We start from the raw sequence: 24,220 nt of genomic DNA, 5'->3' as shown, positions 1-24,220 counted from the left end.
GAGGGGTTCCGGCCCCGAATCATGAAATGAAGTTCTTACCCGGTCGTCACCCGCCGCCACCAGTCGTCACCGGCCGGCACCGGCCGCCGCCGTGGCCCCGGTGGCGGCGCCATGGCCCTCGCCGCACGGCTCGCCCGCGTACGTGACATGTCCGGTGCCGCCGCGGACCGAGCGGCATGTGGACACCCGGCCGGTCAGCGGCGAGCATGAGCCGCATGTCTGAGCAACCGGAGCCTGGTGAACCGGGCGACGCTCTGTCCGAGCGGCTCACTCGTATCGAGGCGTTGCTGGTGCCCGCCCGGCCAGGGACCGGGCAGACGGGGCGCCGGGTGCTGCCGGCGTGGCTGCGGGTGACCCGTGGTGAGCCGCGTTGGCCCTCGACGCTCGCGGTGCTGGCAGCGATCGGGCTGCAGTGGCTTCTGCCCGAGCGGCTGACGATTCATCCGGAGTGGTTGCTGCCGTCGTTGGAGACCGCGCTGCTGGTCGCGCTCATCGCTGCGAATCCCTACCGGATCGAACGGGTCTCGCGGCTGTACCGGTTGGCGGGGCTGGCCTTGATCGCGATGATCAGCGCGGCGAACGGCTGGTCCGCGGTGCATCTGGTGATCGGGCTGGTGCAGGGGGCCGGAGGCACCGATGCCGGACCGCTGCTGACGACCGGTGGTGCCATCTGGCTGACGAACGTCATCGTCTTCGCGCTCTGGTACTGGGAGTGGGACCGGGGCGGGCCCGTCGCGCGCATGCACGCCACCCGGGCGTATCCCGATTTTCTCTTTCCGCAGATGCAGGCGGCCGAACTCGTGCCGGAGCACTGGGAGCCTGCGTTTCCCGACTACTTGTATCTGTCATTCACCAATGCCACGGCGTTCAGTCCCACGGATGTGATGCCGCTCAGCCGCTGGGCGAAGATGCTCATGCTGGTGCAGTCGGCGGTGTCGCTGCTGACCGTTGTCCTGGTCGTCGCCCGCGCGGTCAACATCCTGAAGTAGCCGCCCAGCCGCCCAGTGGCACCCCGCATGACGGCGGGGAGGCTTTGGCGGGGTGCCGTAGTGACATCCGGATGAAGAATGCCGTCACCGAAGCATTTAATGTCCAAAGCTTGACCGGCAGGCTCGGCTACGGGCCGGTGGCCAGCCTCTGACCTGGAGTTTTGCCGGGCGAAGGGCGTCGGCCCGAAATCAATCCCTGCAGCCGGCCAATTCTTTCCCATGGGGCGGTCAGGATCCGGCGCCTGCCCCGGGGCGTTGCCTGCCACATCACGGCCGCAGCCCGGATCACGCGCGTTCGATTTGCGGAATTCCGGCCCGGTAGGCGAACCCGGCACCAGGCGCCGCCATCTGTACGGGCGAACAATCCGAGGGTTTTTGCCTACCGGCACCGAACAGAGGCATATCGATGTCGCCGTCCCTTCCCGAACCGTCCGAACCATCTGTCAGCCCGCCCCAGCCGCTGCGCGAACGAGCCGTGTACCGCAGTACAGCGGCCCCCGTCGCGCGGACACTGCTCGGCATACTCGACGCCACGGCCGCCGCACACCCCCAGGCACCCGCCCTGGACACGGGAACCGAGGTGCTCAGCTACCGCGAACTGTGTGCGGAGACCGGACGCCGCGCACGGCAGCTCACGGACCGGGGAATCGGCCCGGGGGACCGGGTCGGTGTCAGAGTGCCTTCCGGCACGGCCGACCTGTATCTGTCGATCCTCGCCGTACTGCGCAGTGGGGCTGCCTATGTGCCGGTGGACGCCGACGACCCGGACGAGCGTGCCGCCACCGTGTTCCGCGAGGCCGCGGTGTGCGCCGTACTGAGTCCGGACGAGGAGCCGCCCGGCCTGTGCCGGCCGGCGGCGGCCGGGCCGGTCCGGCCGCCAGGCCCGCGCGACGACGCATGGATCATCTTCACCTCGGGGTCCACCGGCGCACCCAAGGGAGTGGCGGTCAGCCACCGCTCCGCCGCGGCCTTCGTCGACGCCGAAGCGAAACTCTTCCTCCAGGACCGGCCGTTGGGCCCCGGCGACCGGGTGTTGGCGGGCCTGTCCGTCGCCTTCGACGCCTCGTGCGAGGAGATGTGGCTCGCCTGGCGCCACGGCGCATGCCTGGTACCGGCCCCGCGCTCTCTGGTCCGCGCGGGCCACGAACTCGGTCCGTGGCTGGTCGAGCGGGGCATCACCGTGGTCTCCACCGTGCCCACGCTCGCCGCGCTGTGGCCGGACGAGGCCATGCGCCGGGTACGGCTGCTGATCGTGGGCGGTGAGGCCTGCCCGGCCGCGCTCGTCGACCGCTTCGCCGGCCCGGAACGCGAGATGTGGAACACCTACGGTCCGACCGAGACCACGGTCGTCGCCTGCGCCGCCCGACTCCTGCCGGGTGCGCCCGTACGCATCGGCCTGCCGCTGAACGGCTGGCAGCTGGCGGTCACCGACAAGGCCGGACGGCCGGTGGCCCACGGCGACGAGGGCGAACTACTGATCTCCGGGGTGGGCACCGCCCGCTACCTCGACCCCGGCAAGGACGCCGGCCGCTTCCGGCCCTCCGAGGTCCTTCAGACCGCGCGCGCCTACCGCACCGGAGACCTCGTACGCGCCGACCGCGAGGGTCTCATCTTCGTCGGCCGCGCCGATGACCAGGTCAAACTGGGCGGCAGACGCATCGAACTCGGCGAGATCGACGCCGCGCTCAACGCACTGCCCGGCGTCCGCGGCGCGGCGGCCGCCGTGCAGACCACCCCGGCCGGCACCCAGGTGCTGGTCGGCTATGTGGTCGCCGAGCTGCGCACCGAGGGCGGCTCCAGCTTCCAACAGGACAAGGCACGGGCTCTGTTGACGGAGCGGCTGCCGGGTCAGCTGGTGCCCGTACTGGCCGAGGTCGACAGCTTGCCGACCCGCACGTCCGGCAAGGTCGACCGGCGTGCCCTGCCCTGGCCGCTGCCGCCCCGCCCCGACGAGTACGGCCACCCCGGCGGGCCGCAGGAACTGCACGGCACCGCCGCCCGGCTCGCCGGCGTATGGGAAGCGCTGCTCGGCGTCCGACCCGGTCCCGACAGTGACTTCGTCGCGCTGGGCGGAACCAGCCTGACCGCCGCCCGGATGGCGTCCCTGCTGCGTGAGCACCATCCGGGCGTCTCCGTCGCCGACCTCTACCGCCATCCCGTGCTGCACCGCATGGCCGACCACCTCGACTCGCTCGGCGGCACGGCGGACGACACCCGCCAGGTGCGCCCGGTACCCCGCCGGGCTGCCGTCGTCCAACTCCTCGTCCAGAGCGCTCTGTACGGAGTCGCGGGACTGCGCGGGCTCGTCGGACTCGCCGCCGCGGACAACGTCCTCGGGCTGCTCGCACCGCACGTCTGGGCTCCGCACACCGCATGGTGGCTGGTCATCGTCGGCTGGGTGGTGCTCTTCAGCGCACCGCTGCGCTGTGCGATCGGCGCGGGGGCCGCCCGCGCGCTCACCGGCTCCCTCACCCCCGGTTCCTACCCGCGCGGCGGCCGGACCCACCTCCGGCTGTGGACCGCCGAGCGGACCGTGGCCGCCTTCGGCATCCCGTCCCTCCTCGGCACCCCCTGGGCCCGGCTGTACGCCCGCTCGCTGGGCTGCGCGACAGGGCGCGATGTGGCGCTGCACACCATGCCGCCGGTGACCGGCCTCGCCGAACTGGGCGACGGCTGCAGCATCGAACCCGAGGCAGATATCTCCGGCTGGTGGCTCGACGGGGACACGCTGCACATCGGCGCCGTACGCATCGGGGCCGGGGCACGCGTCGGTCACCGCAGCATGCTGCTGCCCGGTGCCGTCATCGGCCGGGGCGCCGAACTCGCGCCCGGTGGCTGCCTGGACGGTGAGATCCCGGACGGCCGCCGCTGGACCGGCTCCCCGGCCCGCCCTGCCGAGGCCGCCGAACATCTCGCCGGCACCGGCTGGCCCGCGCCCTCCTGGCAGCGCTCGCGGCGATGGAGCGCCGCCTACGCCCTCTCCCTCGTCGGTCTGCCGCTGCTGGCGCTGCTGACCGCCGCCCCCGCACTCATCGGCGCGTACGCCCTGGTCCACAACTGCGCCGCCCTCTCCGGCGCAGCACTGCGCCTGCTCGCGGCCGTGCCGGTGTTCGCCGTCGTCACGACCGGCTGCTCGATCCTGCTCACCGCCGCCGTGGTGCGCATCCTCGGCCGCGGCATCACACCGGGGCTGCACCCCGCGAGCGGCGGGGTGGCCTGGCGGGCCTGGCTGACCACCCGTCTCCTGGACGGCGCCCGCGGCAGTCTCTTCCCGCTCTACGCGAGCCTCGCCACGCCGCACTGGCTGCGGCTGCTCGGCGCACGCGTCGGCAAACACGCCGAGATCTCCACCGTCCTGCCGCTGCCGTCCCTGCTGCGCATCGAGGACGGGGCGTTCCTCGCCGACGACACCCTGGTCGCACCGTTCGAACTGCGCGGCGGATGGCTGCGGTTGGGGCGGGTCAGCATCGGACGGCGGGCCTTCGTCGGCAACTCCGGCATCGTCGGTCCCGGCCATGACGTTCCCGACCACAGCCTCATCGGCGTGCTCTCCGACGCCCCCGCACACAGCGAGCCCGGCATGTCCTGGCTCGGCCGGCCCGCCATGCCGCTGCCCCGCGTGGCAACCGAGACCGACCCCGCACGGACCTTCGCGCCGCCGCGGCGGCTGGTCCTGGCGCGCGCCGCCGTCGAACTGTGCCGCGTGCTGCCGCTGATGTGCGGGGTGGCGCTCGGCGAGGCCGTCCTGCTGGGAGAACAGGACGCGCTCGATACGGGCGGACTCACTCTGGCCGCGCTCGTCGGTGCCCCGCTGCTGCTGGCCGCGGCCCTCTCCGCCGGGCTCACCGCCACCGCGGCGAAGTGGTTGCTGGTCGGCCGGTTCACCACGAGTGAGCATCCGCTCTGGTCGACTTTCGTCTGGCGCAACGAGCTGTACGACACCTTCGTCGAATCCCTCGCCGTGCCGTGGATGGCCGGTGCCTTCACCGGAACCCCGGTGCTCAATGTGTGGCTGCGCAGCCTCGGTGCCAAGATCGGCCGCGGTGTGTGGCTGGAGAGCTACTGGCTGCCGGAGACGGACCTGATCACCCTCGAAGACGGCGTCAGCGTCAACCGGGGCTGCGTACTGCAAACCCACCTCTTCCACGACCGGATCATGCGGCTGGACACCGTGCACCTCGCCGAGGGCGCCTCACTGGGCCCGCACAGCATCGTCCTGCCGGGCGCCACCGTCGGGGCGCGCTCCGCCATCTCGGCGTCCTCGCTGGTCATGCGGGGCGAGAGCGTGCCCGAAGGCACGCGGTGGGCGGGCAACCCCATAGCGGGCGAGCGCGCGGACGGGCCCGGACCGGCCCGCACCGAAGGCGGTGTGGCCGCGTGATCCGGTGCAGCCGCCGCGTCCTCATCAGAGGCGCGGCGGTGCTTCCGCTCGCCGCGACCGTCGCCGACGGCCTCCTGGCACCGCCCGACCACCGCTACTTCCCGACCCACGGCACCTATGCCCACCACACCGTCTCCTACGACCTGCAACTGGCCTACGACCCGGGCAGCGGCAGCCTCGACGGACGGGCCCGCATCAACGCCGTGGCCGACCGGCCCCTGGAGCGGGTCGAACTCGATCTGGCACAACTGGCCGCCCACAGCGCACGGATCGACGGGAACAAGGTCCGGGCCCGCCAATACAGGGGAAAGCTGCTCCTGGACACGCCGTACCCACTCGCCGAGGGAGCCCCCTTCACCGTGGAAGTCGGTTACGGAGGGCGGCCGCGGCCGGTCCGCTCGCCGTTCGGACCGATCGGCTGGGACCGCACCGGCGACCTGCATGACGGCACGCTGGTCGCCTCCCAGCCCCTGGGCGCCCCCTCCTGGTTCCCGTGCAACGACCGTCCCGACGACAAGGCCGCTTTCACCTTCCGGGTGAGCGTCCCGTACGGTCACCACGCCCTGGCCAACGGCACCCTGCGGGAGCGCCGCCGCAGCGGCCGCTCGGAATGCTGGACCTACCACCACCCCGGGCCCATGGCCCCTTATCTCGCTGCCCTTTACACCGGCCGCTTCAGCCACGACGGCGATCCCGTACACGTCGGCGCGGCCGGTTCGTCCGTCGCGCTGCACAACGCCTACCCCGCACGGCTGGCCGAGCGTGCACGGCATGACCTGGCCCGCCAGCCCGACATGCTCCGGGCGTTCAGCGGCTACTTCGGCGACTACCCCTTCGAGGCGTACGGCGCGGTGGTCGTCGACGCCGAACTCGGCGCCCCGGTGGAGAACCAGACGCTGTCCGTGTTCGGCAGCAACCACATCGACGGACGGCGCGGCTGGGAGACACTCGTGGCCCACGAGATCGCCCACCAGTGGTACGGCAACAGCGTCAGCCTGCGCGACTGGCGCGACATCTGGCTCAATGAAGGCTTCGCCACCTACGCGGAGTGGCTCTGGTCGGAACACCTCGGCGAGGACAGTGCCGACCAGCTCGCCCGGCAGGAGTGGCACTCACTCCACCGCCGCAGCCAGGACCTGCGCATCGCCGACCCCGGCCAACGCCGCATCTTCGACGACAGGATCTACGTACGCGGCGCCTGCACCCTGCACGCCCTGCGGCGAGCCATGGGCGACCACCGTTTCTTCAGCATGCTCCGCACCTGGCACCAGACCCACCGCGGCGCAAGCGTCGACACCGCCGCATTCGTGGCCCACGCGGGCCGTTGGGCCACCCGCCCCATCAAACCCCTGCTGCACTCATGGCTCTACGAAAGGCCGCTGCCGCCGTTCCCGCCCGGCCTCGGCTGAGCACGCCGGGGCGGGACGGAACGAGTTTTCCGCCCTGACGTTTCCGCCCTGGCGTCTTTGGCGTCCTGCATCCGCCCCGCCCCGCTGCGTTCGGCAGGGCGGGGCGGAGGGCAGGGCGGAGGCAGGCCACCATGGCGCCGCTACCGCGCCCTGGAGACCCGGGCCCAGCCCAGCCCAGCCCGGTCAATGGGCGTCGCGAAGGGGGCTTTCGGTAGGGAGAGGACTCCCCCTCTGCAGGACCATCCCGCTGCCCGCATCGACGTCCACTTCCCGCACGCTCCCGTCCTCGGCCAGGTGAACTTCCCAGACCCGGCGCCCGACCTTGTGGCCCAGGTGCACCCCGGATACCCGGGCATCGGGGTCAGTGGCCAACGCGGCCTGCTGGGCATACTCCCTCGTCACCATGCCCGGGAGGCGGCCTGGCGGGTGCGGGCCCGCAGCGCCCCGGTGGGACGGGGCTTGCCTTTGGAGTGGGGCGGAGCCGGTTTCGAGCCGGGCTTCCTGAGGGCTGGCCACCAGCACCACGCCGGCGACGCAGACCGCGAACACGGCCATCAAGGCGGTCTCTTCACACAGCAGACGTCGCCGGATGCATGCGATGACCTCGCTGAGCCTCATCGGCAACCCCCTGTGCCCCTACCCGGCGGCGGCCCGTCAGCTGCCGGCCAAGGCCATGGTCCGGCGCCATCACGCCGAAGAGCATCCCCCACACGAGGGTCTCTGGCCGGCTCCGGAGCACGCCGCGACCTCTCCGCGGGCGCAGACGACCCGTATACGCGGGCGCAGATGCCCCGTAAACAGCATGAGGAGAGCAAACAGCATCACGAGGAGGGGAAGTCCTCGGCGGCGGACTTCGGGCGCGAGCGCGCTCTCTCCCGCCACATCAACACGGCCTCAGCCGTCGATCACCGGCCCCGGGCCGCGTGGGACGTGGCCGGCGACGGTGAGCAGCGGTAGAGGGCCGGCGCCTGGTGGGGCACCGGCGCGCAGTGGGCGCGTACCCAGGGGGCAAGGGAGCGGCCCGGTGCGGTCGCGGGGCCGCCGAGTACGACGAAACGCAGCCGGCCGGTGGCGATGAGGTGGCGGAACTCGGAGCCGGTGGGCGAGGGCACGGCGCCGGTGAAGCCGCCCATAGGGAGCACCTTGACGCCCGAGTGGAGGATGTACGGGGAGGCAACCCGCCAACCGGTGGTCGCGAAAAGGTAGGTGGGTACACCGCCAGCCACATCCCCCACAGAACGAAGCCCGCCCGCAGCGGATCCGTACGCGGACGGCCGCGCCGCCAGGCCAGACCGCACACTGCGGCGAGCGCCGCCGCCGGGTCGGCCGCCAGCAACGGGCGCAGCCGGGCCTCGCGGGCCGCGCGCAGCGTGGCATCGGCGGCCAGCAGCACGAAAAGGGTGAACGCCGGGTCCTCGACCTCCAGTCGGGCCTCTGCTCGCACCGCGATCTTCGGCTGCATCGAGGGCTGGTACAACTTGCACCGACTGCACAGCAGCCTTGGTTACCGCAGTCCCGCCGACTACGAGACCGCCCTCGCGGCCTGACCACGACACCAAGGGCGTCCGTCAAAGCGGAACAAGCTCATCCGGCACCTGTCACAGTAGGCAGCACGGGAGCCTCGGCGGGCACATGCTCGGGGCCGGGTCGAAACTCAAGGGAGTTCGGCAGGAGAACCTGCGGCACGTCGGCGTTCCGCCCGGTCGCGGAGTTCCGCAGACCGGAGGCACAGAGCAGAGGCTCTGCGCCGGAGATCGCCACTCGTCCATCACTCCGTCGCATCGAGCGGACGCACGGTCACATCGAGTGGACGCACGGGGCTGCCCGCTCCCCCGAGCCGGGCAGTCCCGTGTGCAGCTACAGGGCACGGCGAAGCCCGACCGCGCTGCCTCTCCAGGCGGCCCTGTGTGTCATCGAGTTAACAGCGGCGTAGAGTGTTTGCGCAAGCTGGATGAGAGTCACGCGGATCACGAGGTCGGAGCGCAGACAGGGGGCGAACTCCCGCACGGCGGCGTGGTCTAGAGTGACGAAGCCATTTGAAGCAAACAACGCAAAAGCGGACATGAGTGGCCTGGGGGCGGAGATGAGTGCCGGCGAGAGCGATGAGCCACGCACCTTGCAGGAGAAGATCGCCTACCTGCTAAAGGAGTCGTACCCCGACGGCGACGCTCCGAGCGACCGGGAATTCTGCCGAATCGTGGAGCGTCGCGGAGGCTCCTTGTCTCACAGCTACTTCGGCAAGCTCCGCAAGGGACAGCTCACCGAGGTTCGGGACGAGACGCTCCAGGCGCTGGGGTTGGGCTTCGACTGTGACTGGCGCTTCTTCAAACCGGAATCGGAGCTTGAGGCAGAAGTGTTCGCCGGGCTCCGCTTCCTGGCCGACAAGCGCGCGGGCGGCATCAGCGGGATCGCCGGGCGAGGGATCGCCGAGGGTGGACTCTCGCCCGACTTGCTCAACTTCGCGCTGGACCTGGTGGAAAAGGCGCGCCAGGAGGCGCGCGGGCATCCGACGGAACCGCAGGCATGACGCGATCGAGAAACTGCGGCATCACGTCCCCGACGACCTGATGGCGGCTGTCAGGGAGAAGGCCGCGCACGGTGCCGTCGCTCAGGCGTACTGGATCAAGGCCGCGCTCGCGGCCACGGCGGGAGGAGCGCCCCCGGGCCCGGTCGCGGCGTTTGAGCAGCCCGCGACCGTCGACCAGGCCGGAGAGGTCGCATGGCTGCGCCAAGTGGCCAGGGCCTACCGGAAGAGCAGCACGGCGCAGGCGCAGAGCCTGCTCACGACCGCGGAGGAAGCCGCATGAGCGAAACCACAACGGCCCGGACCGTCACCGACATTCTCCAGCCGCGCAACACACTCGTGGCCGGCATGGTCGGGATCGGTCTGGCTGCTGCGGGCGACTGGACGGGCATCCCCTGGGGCCTGCTCGGCGCGGTCTGCGCCGGACTGATACCGGCCGGGTACATCGAGTGGGAGCGGGCGCGGGGTACTTGGGGTGACCGACACGTGGTGGACCGTACGAAGAGGGCGCCGATCTTCTTCGTCATCCTGGGGTCGATCGGCCTTGGCTCGCTCGGCATGGTCCTCGGTGGTGCGCCGACCGGCATCCTCGTCGCGATGCTTGCGCTGTGGGCCATGACCGTCGTCCTCCTGGCGGTGAACAGCTTCTGGAAGATAAGCGTCGACTCGGCGGTGGCGTCCGCGGTTCCGGCACTGCTCGCTGTCGTGCACTCGCCCTGGTGGCTGCTCGCCTACCTGTTGACCATCGCGGTGTGTTGGTCCCGGGTGGCGCTGACGTACCACACCGTCGCTCAGACCGTGGCGGGCGCGTCTCTGGGTGCGGCGACCGCGGCGGCCTTCCTGGTGGTGTGAACCGGCCTCTCCCGACAGGGAGGCGGGCCCGGACCGACGAACGGTCCGGGCCCGCCTCCCTGTCTACGGGCGTCAGCGGCGCGGCAGCCGGACGTCCAGCCCGTACAGGCGCGTGATCGCGGTCGGGCTCTGGTCGTCGTCGGCAACAAGCGTCAGACAGAGAACTCCATGGCGCCGGCCGGTAACCGCCATCCCCTCGACGTTGCCCACGAGGGGGTTGGCCTGGACGGGGAACCGCGTCGGCGCATCGAGAGAGGGGCACTCCTCCAGCCCGAGATGCCGTAGCCGGTGTCGCCCATGTACGCGAACTGGCTGCTGACGCGGTACTCGCCCCGGTGCCCGCGCTGCCACGTCTGGAAGCGACGGATGCCGGTACCGTCCTTCGTCAACCACCCCTCCATGCTCGCGACGAGGGTTCGGCCATCCGACGTCAGGCCCTCGAAAATCCGGTTGGCGATCTTGTACGCCTTGAGATTTTCGGGGACAGGGAGTTGCCCGAGGAGCCGGCCATGGCGGTCGTATCGCCGCACGGACGGCTCGTATTCCGACGTCACCAGCCGGTCGCCGTCGCGCTCGATCGCCAGCCCCTCGGAGTCGAGTTGCCGGCCGTTTTCGTCGGCGAGAGCCATCACGCCGTCAGGGCGGTCGTGCCGGTCGAGGGAGAAGAGCTGCGAGCGGTCGGACAGCGCGGCGAGACGGCCGTTGGCGTCTACCGCGAGGGAGGACAGGTTGCCGGCGTAGACCCCGTCGAGGCTCGTCTTGTCCAGCGCATCGGAGAACCCGTTCAGGCTCGCGGAGGGCAAGCAGGCACGGATACGGGAAGCGGCCTGAGCGGGCGCTGCTGCGGCCGTGAGGGTCGCGGCGGTCACCACCGCGGCGAGAGTGGCGCTCAGGCCGGAACGAATCGTCATGCCTGGAAAATGCGTCATGTCACTGACAAGTTCCGTTCCGCGTCTTCCGAAGGCGAGACGGACGTGGGGCCGGTGCTCTCCGGCCCCACGTCCGGTGCAAACGGGCGCGCCGTCCACGGCGCCGCTCCCGGGCTGGGGCGGGCCGTGGGCGGCGCGTGGTAGTGCCTACTGTGCGGGCCTCACCCGCAGGACACCTGCAGCCGACGGACCGGCGTCACGCCGCGAGTCGTACGGCATCCTGCGCGAGGACCTGCGTCCTGCCGACCTCAACGACCGGCCGCCTGTAGCTCACGGCGAGCCCGGAGCGTGTGATGAACTCGACCAGTTCACATCGCAGCACACCCAAGGCCGGAACAGCCGCCAGATCCAGGGCAGCAGCCAACGCGGGTAGCTCGGCAGCGAGTTCCCACGAGATCGACACGAAAGAGAACACACCCAGCTCGGGAAGATCCACCAGTCGGAAGCCGATTCGGACTCCCGGCATCGGCCCACGACCTACCCGGGCTGCCGCCTTGCGGTCTGCCAGGCTCGTCGGACAACCACACAGCGATCCACGTGCGGTCGCTGGCTCCAAAAACGGGGTTCCGTCGCAGACATGGAAAGTCTCACCAGGTCCGCGCAACGCCATCCGAAGCGAATCGGCCTCCCTGCGATCCAGCAGGGCAGGAACGCGATCGCAGCGCGTCAGGACCTCAACGACATGTTCGTCGCCGGTGTCCAACATCTGCGGCGCACCCCCATAGAACCCACCCAGGGCGTCAGCGATCGCATGGTCCTCCGTCGTGATACGCCACGCCGACACCGCAGTAGGCCTTCCACCTCGCTGTCGCACCACATGGAAGCGGCCCACGGGACGGGCTGGGATACACGCGGCAGATCTGCCGCATCGTCTTCGAGCTTCTGAGCCCGGCTGGGGCTGTGATGCGGGTGGGGAGCCATGATCTTCCTCCGGCGGCGGGATATTCAGGGGCTCTGAGGATCCAAAAAGCTCGTCGCTTGGCCTAACCGGAATTCACGTGTAGAGAAATTCCAGCCCGCACGTCATCAGGTCCGATCAGTTCCACCAACACCGCAACGTCAACTGCGACCTACTGAGGTTGAACTCGTAGAGTCGTAGGGGCTGACGGCTGGTCGTCGGCTGCGGTATCACCGGGGGTATGCGGTATCCACAAGGGGGCGGGCTGACCACCGAACGGCAGCAGTTTCGCGAGGAGTTACGGCTCAAGGCGGCCGAGAGGTTCGCCCAGGGCGAGGCCAGCTCGCTGATCGCCAAGGACCTGCGGGTCAGCGTCCGTTCGGTGCAGCGATGGCGGCAGATGTGAAACGAAAGCGGTCCGCGGGCTCTGCGGTCGCAGGGGCCGGCGTCGCTGCCGAGGCTGAGCGAGAAGCAGTTGGCGCAGTTGGAGACGGAGCTGGCCAAGGGGCCGGCAGCGCACGGCTGGGAGGACCAGCGGTGGACGCTGGCGCGGATCAAGACGGTGAGTTCAACCTCAGTAGCCTCCTGTACGACACCCATACGTCAACCTGACGAGCCGAAGTCACCATGAGTGCGCTCGCCCCGGCGTGCACAGCGGGCGAGTGCATTGCCCAGCTCCTTGAGATTGATGGGCTTGGTGAGGTAGTCATCCATCCCGGCTTCGATGCAAGGCCCCCGATCGCCCTCCATTGCGTTGGCAGTAACTGCGACGATGTATGGGCGACCCTCGCCCGGCCAACGCGAGCGGATGCGCTGGGTTGCCTCCAGTCCATCCATCTCTGGCATCTGCACGTCCATGAGTATCACGTCGTAGGATTGACGTTCGAGCGCCGCCAATACCTCCAGACCAGTGCTCGCGACGTCGGCTCGGTATCCGAGTTTGTCCAGCAGCAGTACTGCCAGCCGCTGATTGACCGCGTGGTCTTCTGCGACGAGGATCCGCAAAGTTCCCGGGGGCGCGCTCCGATGCGTTCCAGGCGCGCGCTCCACAGCAGACACAGCACCGGCCAACTGCCCTGTGAAGACGCTGATGATGGCGTCAAAGAGCTGGGACGACCTGATCGGCTTCGTCAGGTAGGCGGCTATCTGGGAATTGGGGAGGTCGTTGCGCTGCTGACCGAGCGAAGTCAGCATGATGAGCGGGATGGAGCGATGCTGCTGGGTGGCCTGTATGGTTTCGGTGAGGGTGGGTCCCTTCCTCTCCGGCATCTTTGCGTCAAGGATTCCGAGGTCGAATTGAGCTCCGGCCGAAAGCCACTCGAGCGCTTCGGTCGGTGACTCGGTGGTAATCGGCTGTATGCCCCATGACGCCATCTGTGTCATCAGGATCTGACGGTTGACCGCGCTTCCACCGATAACGAGCACCCGCTTTCCCGCCAGTTCCGGCCTTGCCTCCGGCACACGGCCGCGCCGCCGGACGGCTGCGGTCCCACCCTCGACGGTGAAACGGAACGTCGAGCCCTCACCTTGCCGACTGGATACAAATATCGTCCCGCCCATGAGTTCGCACAGGCGCTTTGAGATGGCCAGGCCAAGACCGGTGCCACCGTAGCGGCGGGTCGTTGAGACATCGACCTGACTGAACAGATCAAACAATCCTTCGATTCGATTGGGCGCGATGCCGATTCCGGTATCCCGCACAGCAAAGCGCCATCGATACCGCGGAGACGCGGCCGGCCCGGCGCCAGCATCTGCCAGAGGCTCAGCCTTCACCGTAACCACTATCTCGCCTCGTTCGGTGAATTTCACCGCGTTACTCAGCAGATTGAGCAGCACCTGCCGGAGGCGGGTGACGTCACCCACCATGCCCTCGGGCGCGTCCGGGTCAACGAGGCAGGCCAACTCAATGTTCTTCGCGGCTGCCTGGGCAGCCACGAGTTCGAGCGCGGCCTCAGCGCATTCGCCGACATGGAACGGCTGGTGCTCAAGCTTGAGTTTACCGGCCTCGATCTTCGAGAAGTCGAGGATGTCATTGATCAGCGTGAGCAGGGCCCCCGCGCTCTCACGGACGATGCCGGCAAAGTCGCGCTGCTCGTGGTCGAGTTCCGTGTCGAGCAGTAGTCCGGTCATGCCGATGATCGTGTTCATCGGGGTGCGGATCTCGTGGCTCATCGTCGCCAGGAAAGCACTCTTGGCGTTGTTGGCGCTCTCGGCTGCCTCCTTCGCCTGCTGCAGCGCCTCCTCGGCGCGTCTCTGGGCTGTGACATCCGAGAAGGCGACAACCGCCCCACGGACCTCCCCCTTCTCACTGATCGGGTAAGAGGTGCAAGCTACAGGAAAGACAGCTCCATTGCGCCTTCTGAACATCTCACCCTCGGTCTGGCGCCCAAGACCGGTCCGATACGCCGCACAGATCGGACATTCCTCGATCGACCAGAGAAGACCGTTGCGGTGGGCGTGGCTGCACAGCTCGTGCATGTGCTTGCCGACCAGGGAGTCGGGTTCGTATCCCAGTATCTCGGCTGCCGCCTTGTTAACGAACGTGCAGTCTCCTTGGAGGTCGGTAGCGTAGATACCTTCGGCGGTCGATTCCAGCAACAAATTGACGTTGCGTGCCGCAGTCTCTGCACGCATACGGTCCATGACCCGGCCGAGCTGCGCGCCTATGTTTCCCATCAGGTCGAGCAATGCCCCGTCGGGCTCGGCCGGCTGGAATGAGAAAAATTCCAGCACGGCGACGACTTCGTCGCCCACCAGCACGGGGAATCCCATGGCGGCATGCACACCGATGTCGTCCGCATGTCCGAATCCGGAGAACTCGGGGGTCTTGGTCACATCGACGATCCACGCAGCCTTACCGCTGGTAAATACACGTCCGGGCAACCCCTTTCCCGGGATCAGCGGGCTGACTTCCCTCGCCTGGCGGAACGCTCGAAATTTGCCAGAGTCATCGGAGTGCCAGATCTGTGAGGGGACCAGCTTGGCGCCCTCGGCCCGTGCCGCATCAGGGGCGAGCCAGTATGCATGGCCCACCTGCCAGCCGGTGTAGCCGCAGACAAGGTCGAGGACAACCCGTGTCGCCTCAGTCAGGTCAGCGGCCTCGTTGGCGGTGACCGCGACGCGTTGAAGCAGCTCAAGCTCTCCGGTTCGGAGCCGCACCCGCTCAGCCATGCCGTTAAAGCGCGAGGCGAGTGCGCTGATCTCGCTCACGCCCCCGACTGGCGCTCGCACACGCAAGTCGCCCTCGGCGATGCGCGCGGTAGCGCGGTCGAGCATGGTGACCGGACGGATGATCGCTCGCCGCGCCACAACCGCGACGACCGCCATACCGCACAGCATCACCAGTGCGACGCCGACCGCTGCCGACGAGAATGCAGTCGCCCGGCCGACCACCTGCGCGGTTTCTCGGTGTGTACGCACGTCAACCAGCTCGAACACGCGTCCTATCGGTTGCATGATCTGAGCCTTGGCGTGATGGTAATCCGCGCCGTAGAGCAGTGCGGCAGCCCTGTCCCGGCCGGCGGCCGCCCTGGAAGTTCCGGCGGTTCTGTCGATCTCGGCGAAGGCTGCCTCTTCGATTCGCGCCAGAGCGTCGGAGCGCGACCGCGCCGTCTTGAGCAGGCTCAACTCTTGACCGGTGAACCCTGCCCGCGTGGCCAGCATATCGAAGCTGACGGCCGGTCCAGAGGCAGTGGGACGCCGTCCGGTGTCGGTGACCACATCCCAGTAGACACGGTCGTACTGCTCGGGGCGCGGGGCTTTACCGTCACGAATAGCCAGGATCTCGGCGAAGTAGTGCCGGTAACGTGACTCTCCGGTGACGGCGTACGTCCTTGCCATGCGGGTCAGGTCATCGGAGGTCTGGCGCAGTTCGTCGGCCAGGCGCAGCGATTCCGACCGCCGGCTCTCGGCCCGTGCAGCGTCCTGCATGCTCTGCACAGCACCCACGCTCAGGGTAAGCACAACGGCAAGCAATAGGGCATTGACCACGACGAAAACACGCACGAGCGTTCGGAGCGACACGCTCACACGCCGCCCCACAGAACGCTTCATCGCCACCACTCCTCCGACAGGACACGCCCTGGCGTCTCTCGTCGATCTCGGTGTGTAGCCGACTCTCACACCCTAATGAGCCAGGTGCCATTTGCCGATTCCCAGGGTATCCAACCGGTGCCCCGTGCAGCGGGTCGGCGGGCTTCCCTGGCGAGCTTGTTCACGGTAGCTGGTGAGGTGTCGAGTTCTTGATCGGTGGACGGCGCCTGGCCATTCTTCTATCCGTCGGCGTGAGGACCATCGGGGGCACCTGATGCCAGGGGCGTGCAGTTGTCCAGTACGGATCTCAGGTCATTCAGATGGAGTGGTTTGCTGATGAAGTCATCCATTCCTGCGGCCAGGCAGGCCTCGTAGTCTTCGACCATTGCGCTAGCTGTCAGTGCCACGATTCTGGGGCGTCGATGCGTGGGCAATTCCTGATGGATCTTCCTGGCGGCTTCGAGTCCACTCATCATTGGCATGTGGACGTCCATGAGGACCACGTCGTATTTCTCCTTTCGGAGAGTGTTCACAGCGTCGACACCGTTTTCAACGGCGTCTGCGGTGTACCCGAGTTTCTGTAGCATGCGCAGGGCCAGCTGGCGGTTAACGCTGTTGTCCTCCGCCAGCAGGATCCGCAGCGCGGTCATCCCCGAGTGTGCCTGCTGCGTCGGCTGGGGCGATGCGGGAGAGGACGCCTGCTTTTCCAAGAGAATTTGACACAGGTCGGCATGCAGCAGCGCCGCTTTGACGGGCTTGGTGTGGTGGGCAAAGAACATGTCCATGTCCTCGGCGCTCGCATCCGGCTCGCCCAGGGAGGTCATCAGCATCAACGGCAAGGCCTTGGCATCCCGGTAGCGGCGGATCTGGCGCGCGAGCACAACACCGTCCATATCGGGCATCTGCATGTTCAGGATCGCGACGTCGAATGGATCCCCCCTGCTGATCCATTGGGCGGCCTCGTAGGGAAATCCGGTCTCACGGACCCGCATGCCCCAGGCTTCCGCCTGACGAGTGAGGATCATACGGTCGGTGGGGTTGCCGTCAACGATCAGAAGCCGTTTGGCGGTGAGCTGGATTGTGTCCTTGACGTCCTGGCGGCGCATCTCCTCAGGAACTTCCCGGGTACGGATGGTGAAGTGGAATTTCGATCCCTGGCCCACTTCGCTCTCGGCCCAGATTGAACCTCCCATGAGCTCGGCCAGCCGTCGGCTGATCGCTAGGCCCAGGCCCGTGCCGCCAAACCTGCGGGTGGTGGAACTGTCAAGCTGTTCAAATGGCCGGAACAGTTTTTCGATGCGGTCCGGCGGTATTCCGATGCCGGTGTCACTTATGGTGAAGTGCAAGAGAAAGCCTTTGCGGCCGGAGGTGCCGCTGTCGCTGTGATTGCCCGAGAAGTACCGGACATACAGCACAACCTCTCCCGATTGGGTGAACTTTACTGCATTATCGAGCAGGTTGATCAGGATTTGACGGATGCGCACGCCGTCCCCCAGCACCTCATCCGGCAGACGAGGATCGATGACGTGCCTCAGTTCCAGGTTTTCCTTTTCGTCCGCGCGAGTCATGATGACATCGAAAGCGGATTCAACACATTCACCCAGATTCAAGGGAATGTCTTCCAGGTCGAATTTCCCCGCCTCGAACTTGGAGAAGTCAAGGATATCGTTAGTGATCGCCAGCAGATTGTCTGCGCTGTTACGAACGACCTCCGCGAAGTTGTGTTGCTCTGCGGTGAGGGAAGTGTCAAGCAGGAGTTCCGTCATTCCGATGACCGCGTTCATTGGAGTTCTGATTTCGTGGCTCATCGTCGCCAGAAAAGCACTCTTGGCGCGGTTGGCTGATTGGGCAGCCTCCATGGACAAACGAAGCGCAACAGCTCGCTGCCGTTCTTCCACACGTCCCAACTGTGTGGTGAGATTGGCAATCAGAGTCCGGGTCGATTCACTGAGAGGTGAGGACTCGGTAGTGAAGAATTCCAGGACAACAGCCACTTCGTTGTCCGTCATCACTGGGAATGCTATGACCCCTGCGATGCAAGGCTCCTCGGCAGATCCGAATGTGATGCCATTCTCTGTAGCGACGGGCTGACACACAGGTTCGCGCAAGGCGAGCGCAGCCCGCGCGGCCGACGAGGGCCCGACAGTGAACCGACGCCGCTGCATAGCGGCTACGGCTTGTTCTTCCACATGCTGACCCACAGGAGGGCCCAGCTCGGGGGTACCTTCCGCCCCTTTGGATACCACCGGGTACGCCTGCCCGACCGGCCAGCCCATGTGACGGCAGACCAGCCTCAACACCGTCGACAGCGCCTCGTCCCTGTTGGTCGCCTCATTGGCCGCAGCGGACACGGCCTGGAGAAGACTCAGGGAATCGGTACGCCGTTTCAGTTCGGCTGTGCGATGGCGGACCTGCTGTTCGACGGCCTCGTAGCTTTCCTGGAGGCGGTCGGCCATTGCGTTGAATGCGATTGCCATTTCGCCGATCTCGTCCTGGCTGCTTACTCCGGCCCGCCGTGTCAGGTCGCCTTCAGCGAGGATGTGCGAGGCCCTGGACACCTCAGACACATTGCGGGTGATGCGCCGGGACATGAGTGCCGCGATCGTCGCCGTCGTGACCATTGCCGCGCCGATGGCGCCGAACGCAATCGCCCGGCGTTCCGTGAAACCGTCCAGCCGGGCCCGCAGCATCACGTCTTCCTGGTCGAACATGGCTCGCCATAGCGACGAGTTCGCCTGTGAAGCCCGAGAAGCCAATGTCGCATACCGGTCGGCTGTCACCGACGGGCTCACGGGGCGAACGGCTTGGCCAGCTGTTGCCCTGTTCAGCGCACCCGTACTCTGTTCCGCACTGCGCAGCAGTGGGGCCAGGACAGGCCGAAGCTGCTTGTTTTTATTGAACGCACCAGTGCTTTCAAAGGCTCTGTCGAGCTGTCTGCGTAGTTCGGTGGTGTCCTGGGCCAGGAACCCCGCTGTCTGTGTGAGCTCTCTCCGATCGGCCGAGTTGAGGGAGCCGTCACGCAGCCGTGCATCTGCGGTGTCGCCGAGGGTGGAAATCCGTTCCATCAGTCTGGGCCCGGTGAGGAGTAGACCGGCCATGGTGTAGTAGGTGTCCAAGTCCGGGTCGAGAATGATCTTGGATGTGTCGCCTATGTAGGAGAACTGCTGTAGCAGGTGGGAAATGAGTCGGGTGTCGGCCGCTGCCGCGGTCCGCGGCGAGTGGGTGGCCTTGATCTTGGCCCACTGGTCGGCCATGGCCGACGGTAGCTGTGCCGTCCTGCCGGCACCGGCCATCTCGCCGTGCGTGGTATGCAGACGCTTCCCCAACCGATGGTTCACGGCAGTCATGTCGGAAAACAGCACGTCGATCCGCTTTTCCAGCAGCCGTGCCTGATGCGCGGCTGACGGTTCCTTTGTGGCACGACGAGACAGCGTCCGGTGCTGCAATACGTCTTCAATCAGAGCGCTCAGGGGGCGCAGGTACTGCGTCCCCGCCAATTCATCGCGGACAAAATTGATCCCTGAGTTCTGCTGATTCAGGAGGAAGAAAGTTGCGAGTACCAGAGGGAGCATAAACGCCACCCAGATAGCAGCGAGTTTATGCCATATCCGTGGCCTGAACCGCCGCCGTCTCTCTTCGCGCGGTATCTCGTGCGATTGCCGCGGGTGCGCCCAGGGTTCATCCGGGCCCACGCCGGTCACCGCAGCGTGGCGGCGCTTCATCGTCCTCCTCCCGCGATCAGCTCTCCCGTGGCCGGCTGCTGTGCGCCGTCACGGGGACAAGCTCCTGCCGAATGTCCGCCAGAGCCTGTCGAGCGTGCCGGTAGGCGGTTTCGGTGTCCTTTGCTGCCGACTTCGCGCCCTCGGAAAGTTCGCCGTGCGCTGAGAGTTTCTCCAGCTCCTGACACAACGGCCCCAGTTGCTCGAGCCCGAAAGTCTTGCTGAGCGATTTCAGCGTGTGCGCGGCACGGTGTACCTGTTCTGTCTCGTTGCCCTGGATCCCCTGGTGGATCTGGTCGACCAGTTGGGGAGAGTCTTCCAAGAACGTGTTGACGAGCTCTATGACGAACGGAGCTTCGAGCGAGTCCACCAGCTCCTGCACGACCTGCGGATTCAGCACGGGTGTGGTTGGCATGCTTTCGTCCTCCGATCAGACTGCCGCCCTGGTAGTGGCAGGGCACTCTTAGGACCGGCAGGTGGCGCTTAGGGCGTTTCCCGGGCTTGATCGGTTCATTTTGGGGCTTTTCTCGTGATGCATAGGGGGAATCACTGAGCGCGGACGCCGTGGTCCGGCCTGTGGATCACCGGCCTGGTGGTCGGCTCACGGCCGGGATGATTCGTTGCACGGCTCGGGCGCATTCGCCCAGGCGGTCGTCGCGGCCGGCGATGGAGCGGAGCGGCTCGGGGTCGAATGCGTCGTTCTCACTGTTGAGGGCTTCAATCAGGACACCGAGATGGTTGTCGCAGTCCTCCTCCATGTCCATGAGGCGTTTGCGGAGCAGGATGCCGTTGATGCGGGCCATGAGGAGGAGGGAGTTAAGAGGTTTGGGGAGGTAGTCCTCTGCTCCGAGTTCGAGGCATCGGACGACGCTGTCCATGTCGTCGAGCTGGGAGATCATGACGACCGGTGTGTCGCGGAGGGCGGGATCGCTTTTCATGAGCTCAAGCGTGGTGTACCCGTCCATCTGGGGCATCAGGATGTCGAGCAGGACGATGTCAAAGGTTTCCGTTCGCATGATGCCGAGTGCCTGGTGTCCACTCTCGGCAGCCTCTGCATGGATTCCATTGATTTCCAGCCGGTAGGTCACCATCATGCGGTTCGTCCGGTCGTCGTCGACAACCAGCACGCGGCCTCGTTCCGGGGTCATGGTGTGAACTCCACTCCCAGACGTTCAAGGACTTTCCAGGCTATTTCATTTGATCTCATGTGAACCCGGGCTGTGGTTGCGCTTCGGAGCAGACCCCACCTGGGCCGGGCCGGGGAGCTGCTCGGCCAGCTGGCGCCGGCTGCTGATGTCGAGTTTGCGATAGGAACTGGCCAGATGGGCCTCGACGGTCTTGTGCGTGACGAACAGGGTTTGGGCGATCTCGCGGTTGGATCTGCCGGCGGCGGCCAACTCCACGACCCGCCGTTCACTGGGGGTAAGGGCCTCGATTCCAACAGCAAGAGCGCTGCGGGGGCGGGCACCGCAAGCCTTGAGCTCGGTGTTGATCTGTTGCACGAGCGGCTGTGCGCGGCAGCGAGAGGCAATGTCGCAGGCCTCGTTCAGGACGCGCCGGGCGTCCGTGCGTCGGCCGGCGCGGCGTAGCACAGCGCCGTGTTCCGCGGTTGCCTTGGCGTGTTCCAGGCGGGCCGGCGAAAACCGGAGCCGGTCGACGGCCTGCTCAAGGAAAGCCATCCCTTTCTGGCCGCGGTGAACGAGACCGGCGATGCGCAAGGCTCGTCCGCGGGCCAGGGGCGCGCCCCACTCGCGGGCCAGTCGCAGTTCTTCCAGAGCCAGCGCCTGCGCTTCCTCTTCCCGGTCCAGCTGATGCAAACATAGCGCGGCCTCGGACTGCCACGGCAGGACCGCGGGGTTCTGCCCACCGGCCGCGACGAAGGCCTCTCCTGCGGCCAATACAGCCTGGAGGGCGTCTTCCGGCTTCGCCCGCAGGCGCAGCAGGCGGGCACGGCTCAGCAGCAGGTGATGGATGAGGCCTGTGAGAGGAACCGCCTCGCCTTCCAGAGCCCAGTCCAGCGCTTGCTCGGCTTGGTCCAGGCTGCCTCGCTCAATGAGGATGTCGGCCAGGAAGGGGCCGAGGAGCAGGCGGTGCAGGCTGATGCCGGCAGTCTCGACAGCGTGAACGGCTTCGCGGGCATCGGCTTCCGCTTCGGTCAGGGTGCCCCTGGCCAACCGGGCCAGCGCGCGGTAGGTCAGGGCGGCAGTCAGGGTGCTGGTTGATCCTTCTTTGTAGGCCTGTGTAACTGCCTGGTCCAGGCTGGCGAGTGCTTCTGACCGGTCAGCGCAGATCAGCACCCACCACGCCAGGGCCAGTGATGTTGTGCCGATGGCCTGCTGAAGCAGTTCCCCGTCCTGTATGGCCCGCAGCGCCCGCGGAACAGCGCGGGGGTCGCCGACGACGGCATCGTGCCCGGCGATCACGCAATCCAGGAGTTTTCCTCCCAGGGAGGGCCCTGGCTCCAGCAGCCGCTGCTCGCCCACCTCGCGCAGGATGTCCTGCCGGATGTCGGGGGCGGCCGGTTCGAAGAGGGGGACGGAGAGGATGTCGGCCTGCAGCCTGGCGGTGAGGTCCGGGGCATCGGGCGGCAGCTGGGCCAGGGCCTGGCGCCACACCTCCAGCGCTTCGGGAATGCGCTGGGACAGCAGCAGTCCGTTGCCCAGGAGGCTGGCGATCGCGGCCCGGTGACGGACGTTGCCTGCCAGGGGCAGGGCTTGCCGCAGATAGCTCACGGAGGCATCGGTGTCAGTGAGCTGCAAGGTGCTCCCCAGCTGATGCAGGACCTCCAGGCGCTCGTTGGGGATCGACGCCTCGCTGAGGCCCCGCCGAAGGTAGGTCACGGCGGCATGAGGAGAACCTCGGCTGCGGGCATCGCGTGCGGCACGCAGCAGGATCGAGAGCAGCTCGGGCTCCCCGGCGGGCGGCACGCGCAGCACGTGCGCGGCTGCCTTCTCCGCCTCGGCTCCGGTCCGGGAGAGCAGGTCGGCGGCTCGACGGTGTGCGGCACAGAGTTGCTCAGGGGCGATGGCCTGATAGATCGCAGCCTGGACCACTGGATGGGCGTAGCCGATCAGCTTGGACGGCCCCTGCCCGGATCCGACACGGAGCAGCTCGATGCGCTGTAGGTCAGTCGTGGCTTGCATCGCCGCACTCAAGGGCAGCTCCGCCAGTGCCGCGGCCTGCTCCAGGGGAACGTCCCCACCCAGAATGGCCACCGCCCGGGCAAGCGCCAGGTCCTGGGCCGGGAGGCGATGAATCCACAACGACACCCAGCGGGCGACAGCGCGCGGCCCCAGAGTGGTGACCTGCGTGGCATTCGCGGCACGCGGCGCGACATGCTCGGCCAGCAAGGTGGCAGCCGTCTCCTTGAGCAGCAGGGGGTTTCCTCCTGTGGCGCTGTAGCAGGCGGCCAGGAAGGCATCCTGCACCTGCTCTCCTGGCGCGGCCCTGGCGAACTCCTCTCGCACCAGGCTGGAGGCAGCAGCTGCACTCAGCGCCTTCGGGCGCAGCACCTGGCAGCTGGGGTCGGTGATCATCCGATCCAGCAGGTGCCGGTCCGCTGCGGGCACGTTGGGGCGCAGGGCCACGACGATGCACAGCTTGAGGGTGTCCAGTCGTGGCAGCAGGTGGAGGAAGAACCGCAGTGAAGCGACGTCCGCCCAGTGAACGTCGTCCACCACCAGCACCAAGGGTTGCTGGTCGCACAGGTTGCAAGTGAGCCACAGCAGTCCGTGACGGACTGCAAAGTCACGCTCGGCGATGGTGCCGTCAGCGGTGACCGGTCCGAAGACGGGAGCGGCCTGGCCGGCCGCGCCGGATAGCAGCTGTTCGCGTCGCTCAGGAGTTTCGGCAGCCAGCAGCGGCTCGAGCAACTGTCGCACGACACTGAAGGAGAACTCCCGCTCCAGTTCGATACCGCGGGCGGTAGCCACACAGAACGTGGGCGGCGCAGCGATCGTGCGGATCTGAGCGAGCAGGCTGCTCTTGCCGACGCCCGCCGGCCCTTCGACAGCAGCGAGTCCCCCTCGTCCAGCCTGGGCCAGTGTGACCAGGCCGGTGAGAGCGCTGATCTCGGTGTCGCGCTCGTACAGACCGCCGGTCCGCTCCACGTTCCCAGTATGCGCCGGGCCAGAGACCGGGACCCGCTTCCCGCTCCGCCCCCACTCTCCGCACGGCATCGAGAGGTGGCCCAGGCGTGTGACCGGCTGAGCTCGGGAGTCAGGAAGTGACACGGGCGACGCGTCCACGGGCCTTCACCGGGGCTCGAACGGACCGCTCTCCTTGTGTCCGCCGGCTCCTGACCGTTCCCGCCTGCCGACCCGCCGGCAGGCGGTTAGGGTGCGCGGGGGCCGCGGTGATGTTGGGGGCGAAGGCCGGCGGATGGCGTGGGGCGAATGCTAGGGGGTTTCCCTAGTGTCCCGAGTGCGTGCAGCGCCTAGAACGGATCACACAGCACCAACCGCCCCGATGGGACGATCATCATGAAC

At 67.4% G+C, this 24,220-nt stretch carries 15 protein-coding genes and 1 pseudogene; 8 read left to right on the top strand and 8 right to left on the bottom strand.

What is annotated here, in order from left to right; all coding sequences use genetic code 11:
• Positions 1 to 215: 215 nt before the first annotated feature.
• The 3 genes from D9V36_RS38585 (at position 216) to D9V36_RS38575 (ending at position 6,779) form a co-directional block, all read left to right on the top strand.
• Positions 216 to 989, top strand: a complete 774-nt coding sequence (locus D9V36_RS38585) for a hypothetical protein (protein ID WP_129297856.1) — start codon at positions 216 to 218, stop codon at positions 987 to 989.
• 475 nt (positions 990 to 1,464) lie between these two features.
• On the top strand, positions 1,465 to 5,370 hold the full coding sequence (pls, locus tag D9V36_RS38580; RefSeq protein WP_241721209.1) for an epsilon-poly-L-lysine synthase Pls: 3,906 nt from the start codon (positions 1,465 to 1,467) through the stop codon (positions 5,368 to 5,370).
• Positions 5,367 to 6,779 carry a M1 family metallopeptidase gene (locus D9V36_RS38575; protein ID WP_129297854.1) on the top strand — a complete coding sequence of 471 codons (1,413 nt, stop codon included), beginning with the start codon at positions 5,367 to 5,369 and terminating at the stop codon, positions 6,777 to 6,779. The genes pls and D9V36_RS38575 overlap by 4 nt, the downstream gene beginning before the upstream one ends.
• Positions 6,780 to 7,684: 905 nt before the next feature.
• On the opposite strand, the gene D9V36_RS38570 is transcribed toward D9V36_RS38575, so the two are convergent.
• Entirely contained in the window at positions 7,685 to 7,912 is a 228-nt protein-coding gene (locus D9V36_RS38570; protein ID WP_206739782.1) for a hypothetical protein, read from the bottom strand.
• A 267-nt stretch (positions 7,913 to 8,179) separates the two neighbouring features.
• On the opposite strand from D9V36_RS38570, the gene D9V36_RS41275 reads away from it, so the two are divergent.
• The 4 genes from D9V36_RS41275 to D9V36_RS38555 all read left to right on the top strand — a co-directional run bounded on the left by D9V36_RS41275 (position 8,180) and on the right by D9V36_RS38555 (position 10,155).
• A complete protein-coding gene (locus D9V36_RS41275; protein WP_164993112.1) occupies positions 8,180 to 8,326 on the top strand; it encodes a hypothetical protein in 147 nt (48 codons plus the stop codon).
• Positions 8,327 to 8,802: 476 nt separating this feature from the next.
• Positions 8,803 to 9,306: a hypothetical protein gene (locus tag D9V36_RS38565; RefSeq protein WP_241721208.1), complete on the top strand. Its 504-nt coding sequence runs from the start codon at positions 8,803 to 8,805 to the stop codon at positions 9,304 to 9,306.
• A gap of 40 nt (positions 9,307 to 9,346) precedes the next feature.
• The gene (locus tag D9V36_RS38560) at positions 9,347 to 9,586 is read left to right on the top strand and encodes a DUF6545 domain-containing protein (RefSeq protein ID WP_129297853.1); all 240 of its coding nucleotides are present in this window, start codon (positions 9,347 to 9,349) and stop codon (positions 9,584 to 9,586) included.
• Positions 9,583 to 10,155 (top strand): hypothetical protein, encoded by a 573-nt coding sequence (locus tag D9V36_RS38555; RefSeq protein WP_129297852.1) that lies wholly within the window; start codon positions 9,583 to 9,585, stop codon positions 10,153 to 10,155. Before D9V36_RS38560 ends, D9V36_RS38555 begins: the two co-directional genes overlap by 4 nt.
• A gap of 152 nt (positions 10,156 to 10,307) precedes the next feature.
• Here D9V36_RS38555 and D9V36_RS38550 read toward each other — a convergent pair whose 3' ends face one another.
• Both D9V36_RS38550 and D9V36_RS38545 read right to left on the bottom strand, forming a co-directional pair.
• Positions 10,308 to 11,066, bottom strand: coding sequence for an esterase-like activity of phytase family protein (locus D9V36_RS38550; protein ID WP_347239861.1), 759 nt, complete (start codon positions 11,064 to 11,066; stop codon positions 10,308 to 10,310).
• Positions 11,067 to 11,280: 214 nt separating this feature from the next.
• Positions 11,281 to 11,898 carry a hypothetical protein gene (locus tag D9V36_RS38545; protein WP_347239895.1) on the bottom strand — a complete coding sequence of 206 codons (618 nt, stop codon included), beginning with the start codon at positions 11,896 to 11,898 and terminating at the stop codon, positions 11,281 to 11,283.
• A 325-nt stretch (positions 11,899 to 12,223) separates the two neighbouring features.
• Between D9V36_RS38545 and D9V36_RS43180 the strand changes: the two are divergent.
• Positions 12,224 to 12,547 (top strand): annotated as a pseudogene (locus D9V36_RS43180) (helix-turn-helix domain-containing protein); the annotation flags it as partial.
• Between the two features lie 38 nt (positions 12,548 to 12,585).
• Here the strand turns inward: D9V36_RS43180 and D9V36_RS38535 are convergent.
• From D9V36_RS38535 to D9V36_RS38515, 5 genes are all read right to left on the bottom strand, one after another.
• On the bottom strand, positions 12,586 to 16,035 hold the full coding sequence (locus D9V36_RS38535) for a response regulator (protein WP_129297850.1): 3,450 nt from the start codon (positions 16,033 to 16,035) through the stop codon (positions 12,586 to 12,588).
• Positions 16,036 to 16,253: 218 nt separating this feature from the next.
• Positions 16,254 to 19,736 (bottom strand): response regulator, encoded by a 3,483-nt coding sequence (locus D9V36_RS38530; RefSeq protein WP_129297849.1) that lies wholly within the window; start codon positions 19,734 to 19,736, stop codon positions 16,254 to 16,256.
• A 16-nt stretch (positions 19,737 to 19,752) separates the two neighbouring features.
• Positions 19,753 to 20,148, bottom strand: coding sequence for an Hpt domain-containing protein (locus D9V36_RS38525; RefSeq protein WP_129297848.1), 396 nt, complete (start codon positions 20,146 to 20,148; stop codon positions 19,753 to 19,755).
• A 166-nt stretch (positions 20,149 to 20,314) separates the two neighbouring features.
• Complete coding sequence (locus tag D9V36_RS38520) at positions 20,315 to 20,881, bottom strand: response regulator (RefSeq protein WP_129297847.1); 567 nt, start codon at positions 20,879 to 20,881, stop codon at positions 20,315 to 20,317.
• A gap of 45 nt (positions 20,882 to 20,926) precedes the next feature.
• Positions 20,927 to 23,842: an ATP-binding protein gene (locus tag D9V36_RS38515; RefSeq protein WP_164993111.1), complete on the bottom strand. Its 2,916-nt coding sequence runs from the start codon at positions 23,840 to 23,842 to the stop codon at positions 20,927 to 20,929.
• Positions 23,843 to 24,220: the final 378 nt, after the last annotated feature.

It is taken from the genome of Streptomyces lydicus (genome assembly GCF_004125265.1).
Taxonomy (GTDB): Bacteria; Actinomycetota; Actinomycetes; order Streptomycetales; family Streptomycetaceae; genus Streptomyces; species Streptomyces lydicus_C.
The sequence above is the reverse complement of the archived record's forward strand: the minus strand, read 5'-3'. Positions and strand labels throughout refer to the sequence as shown.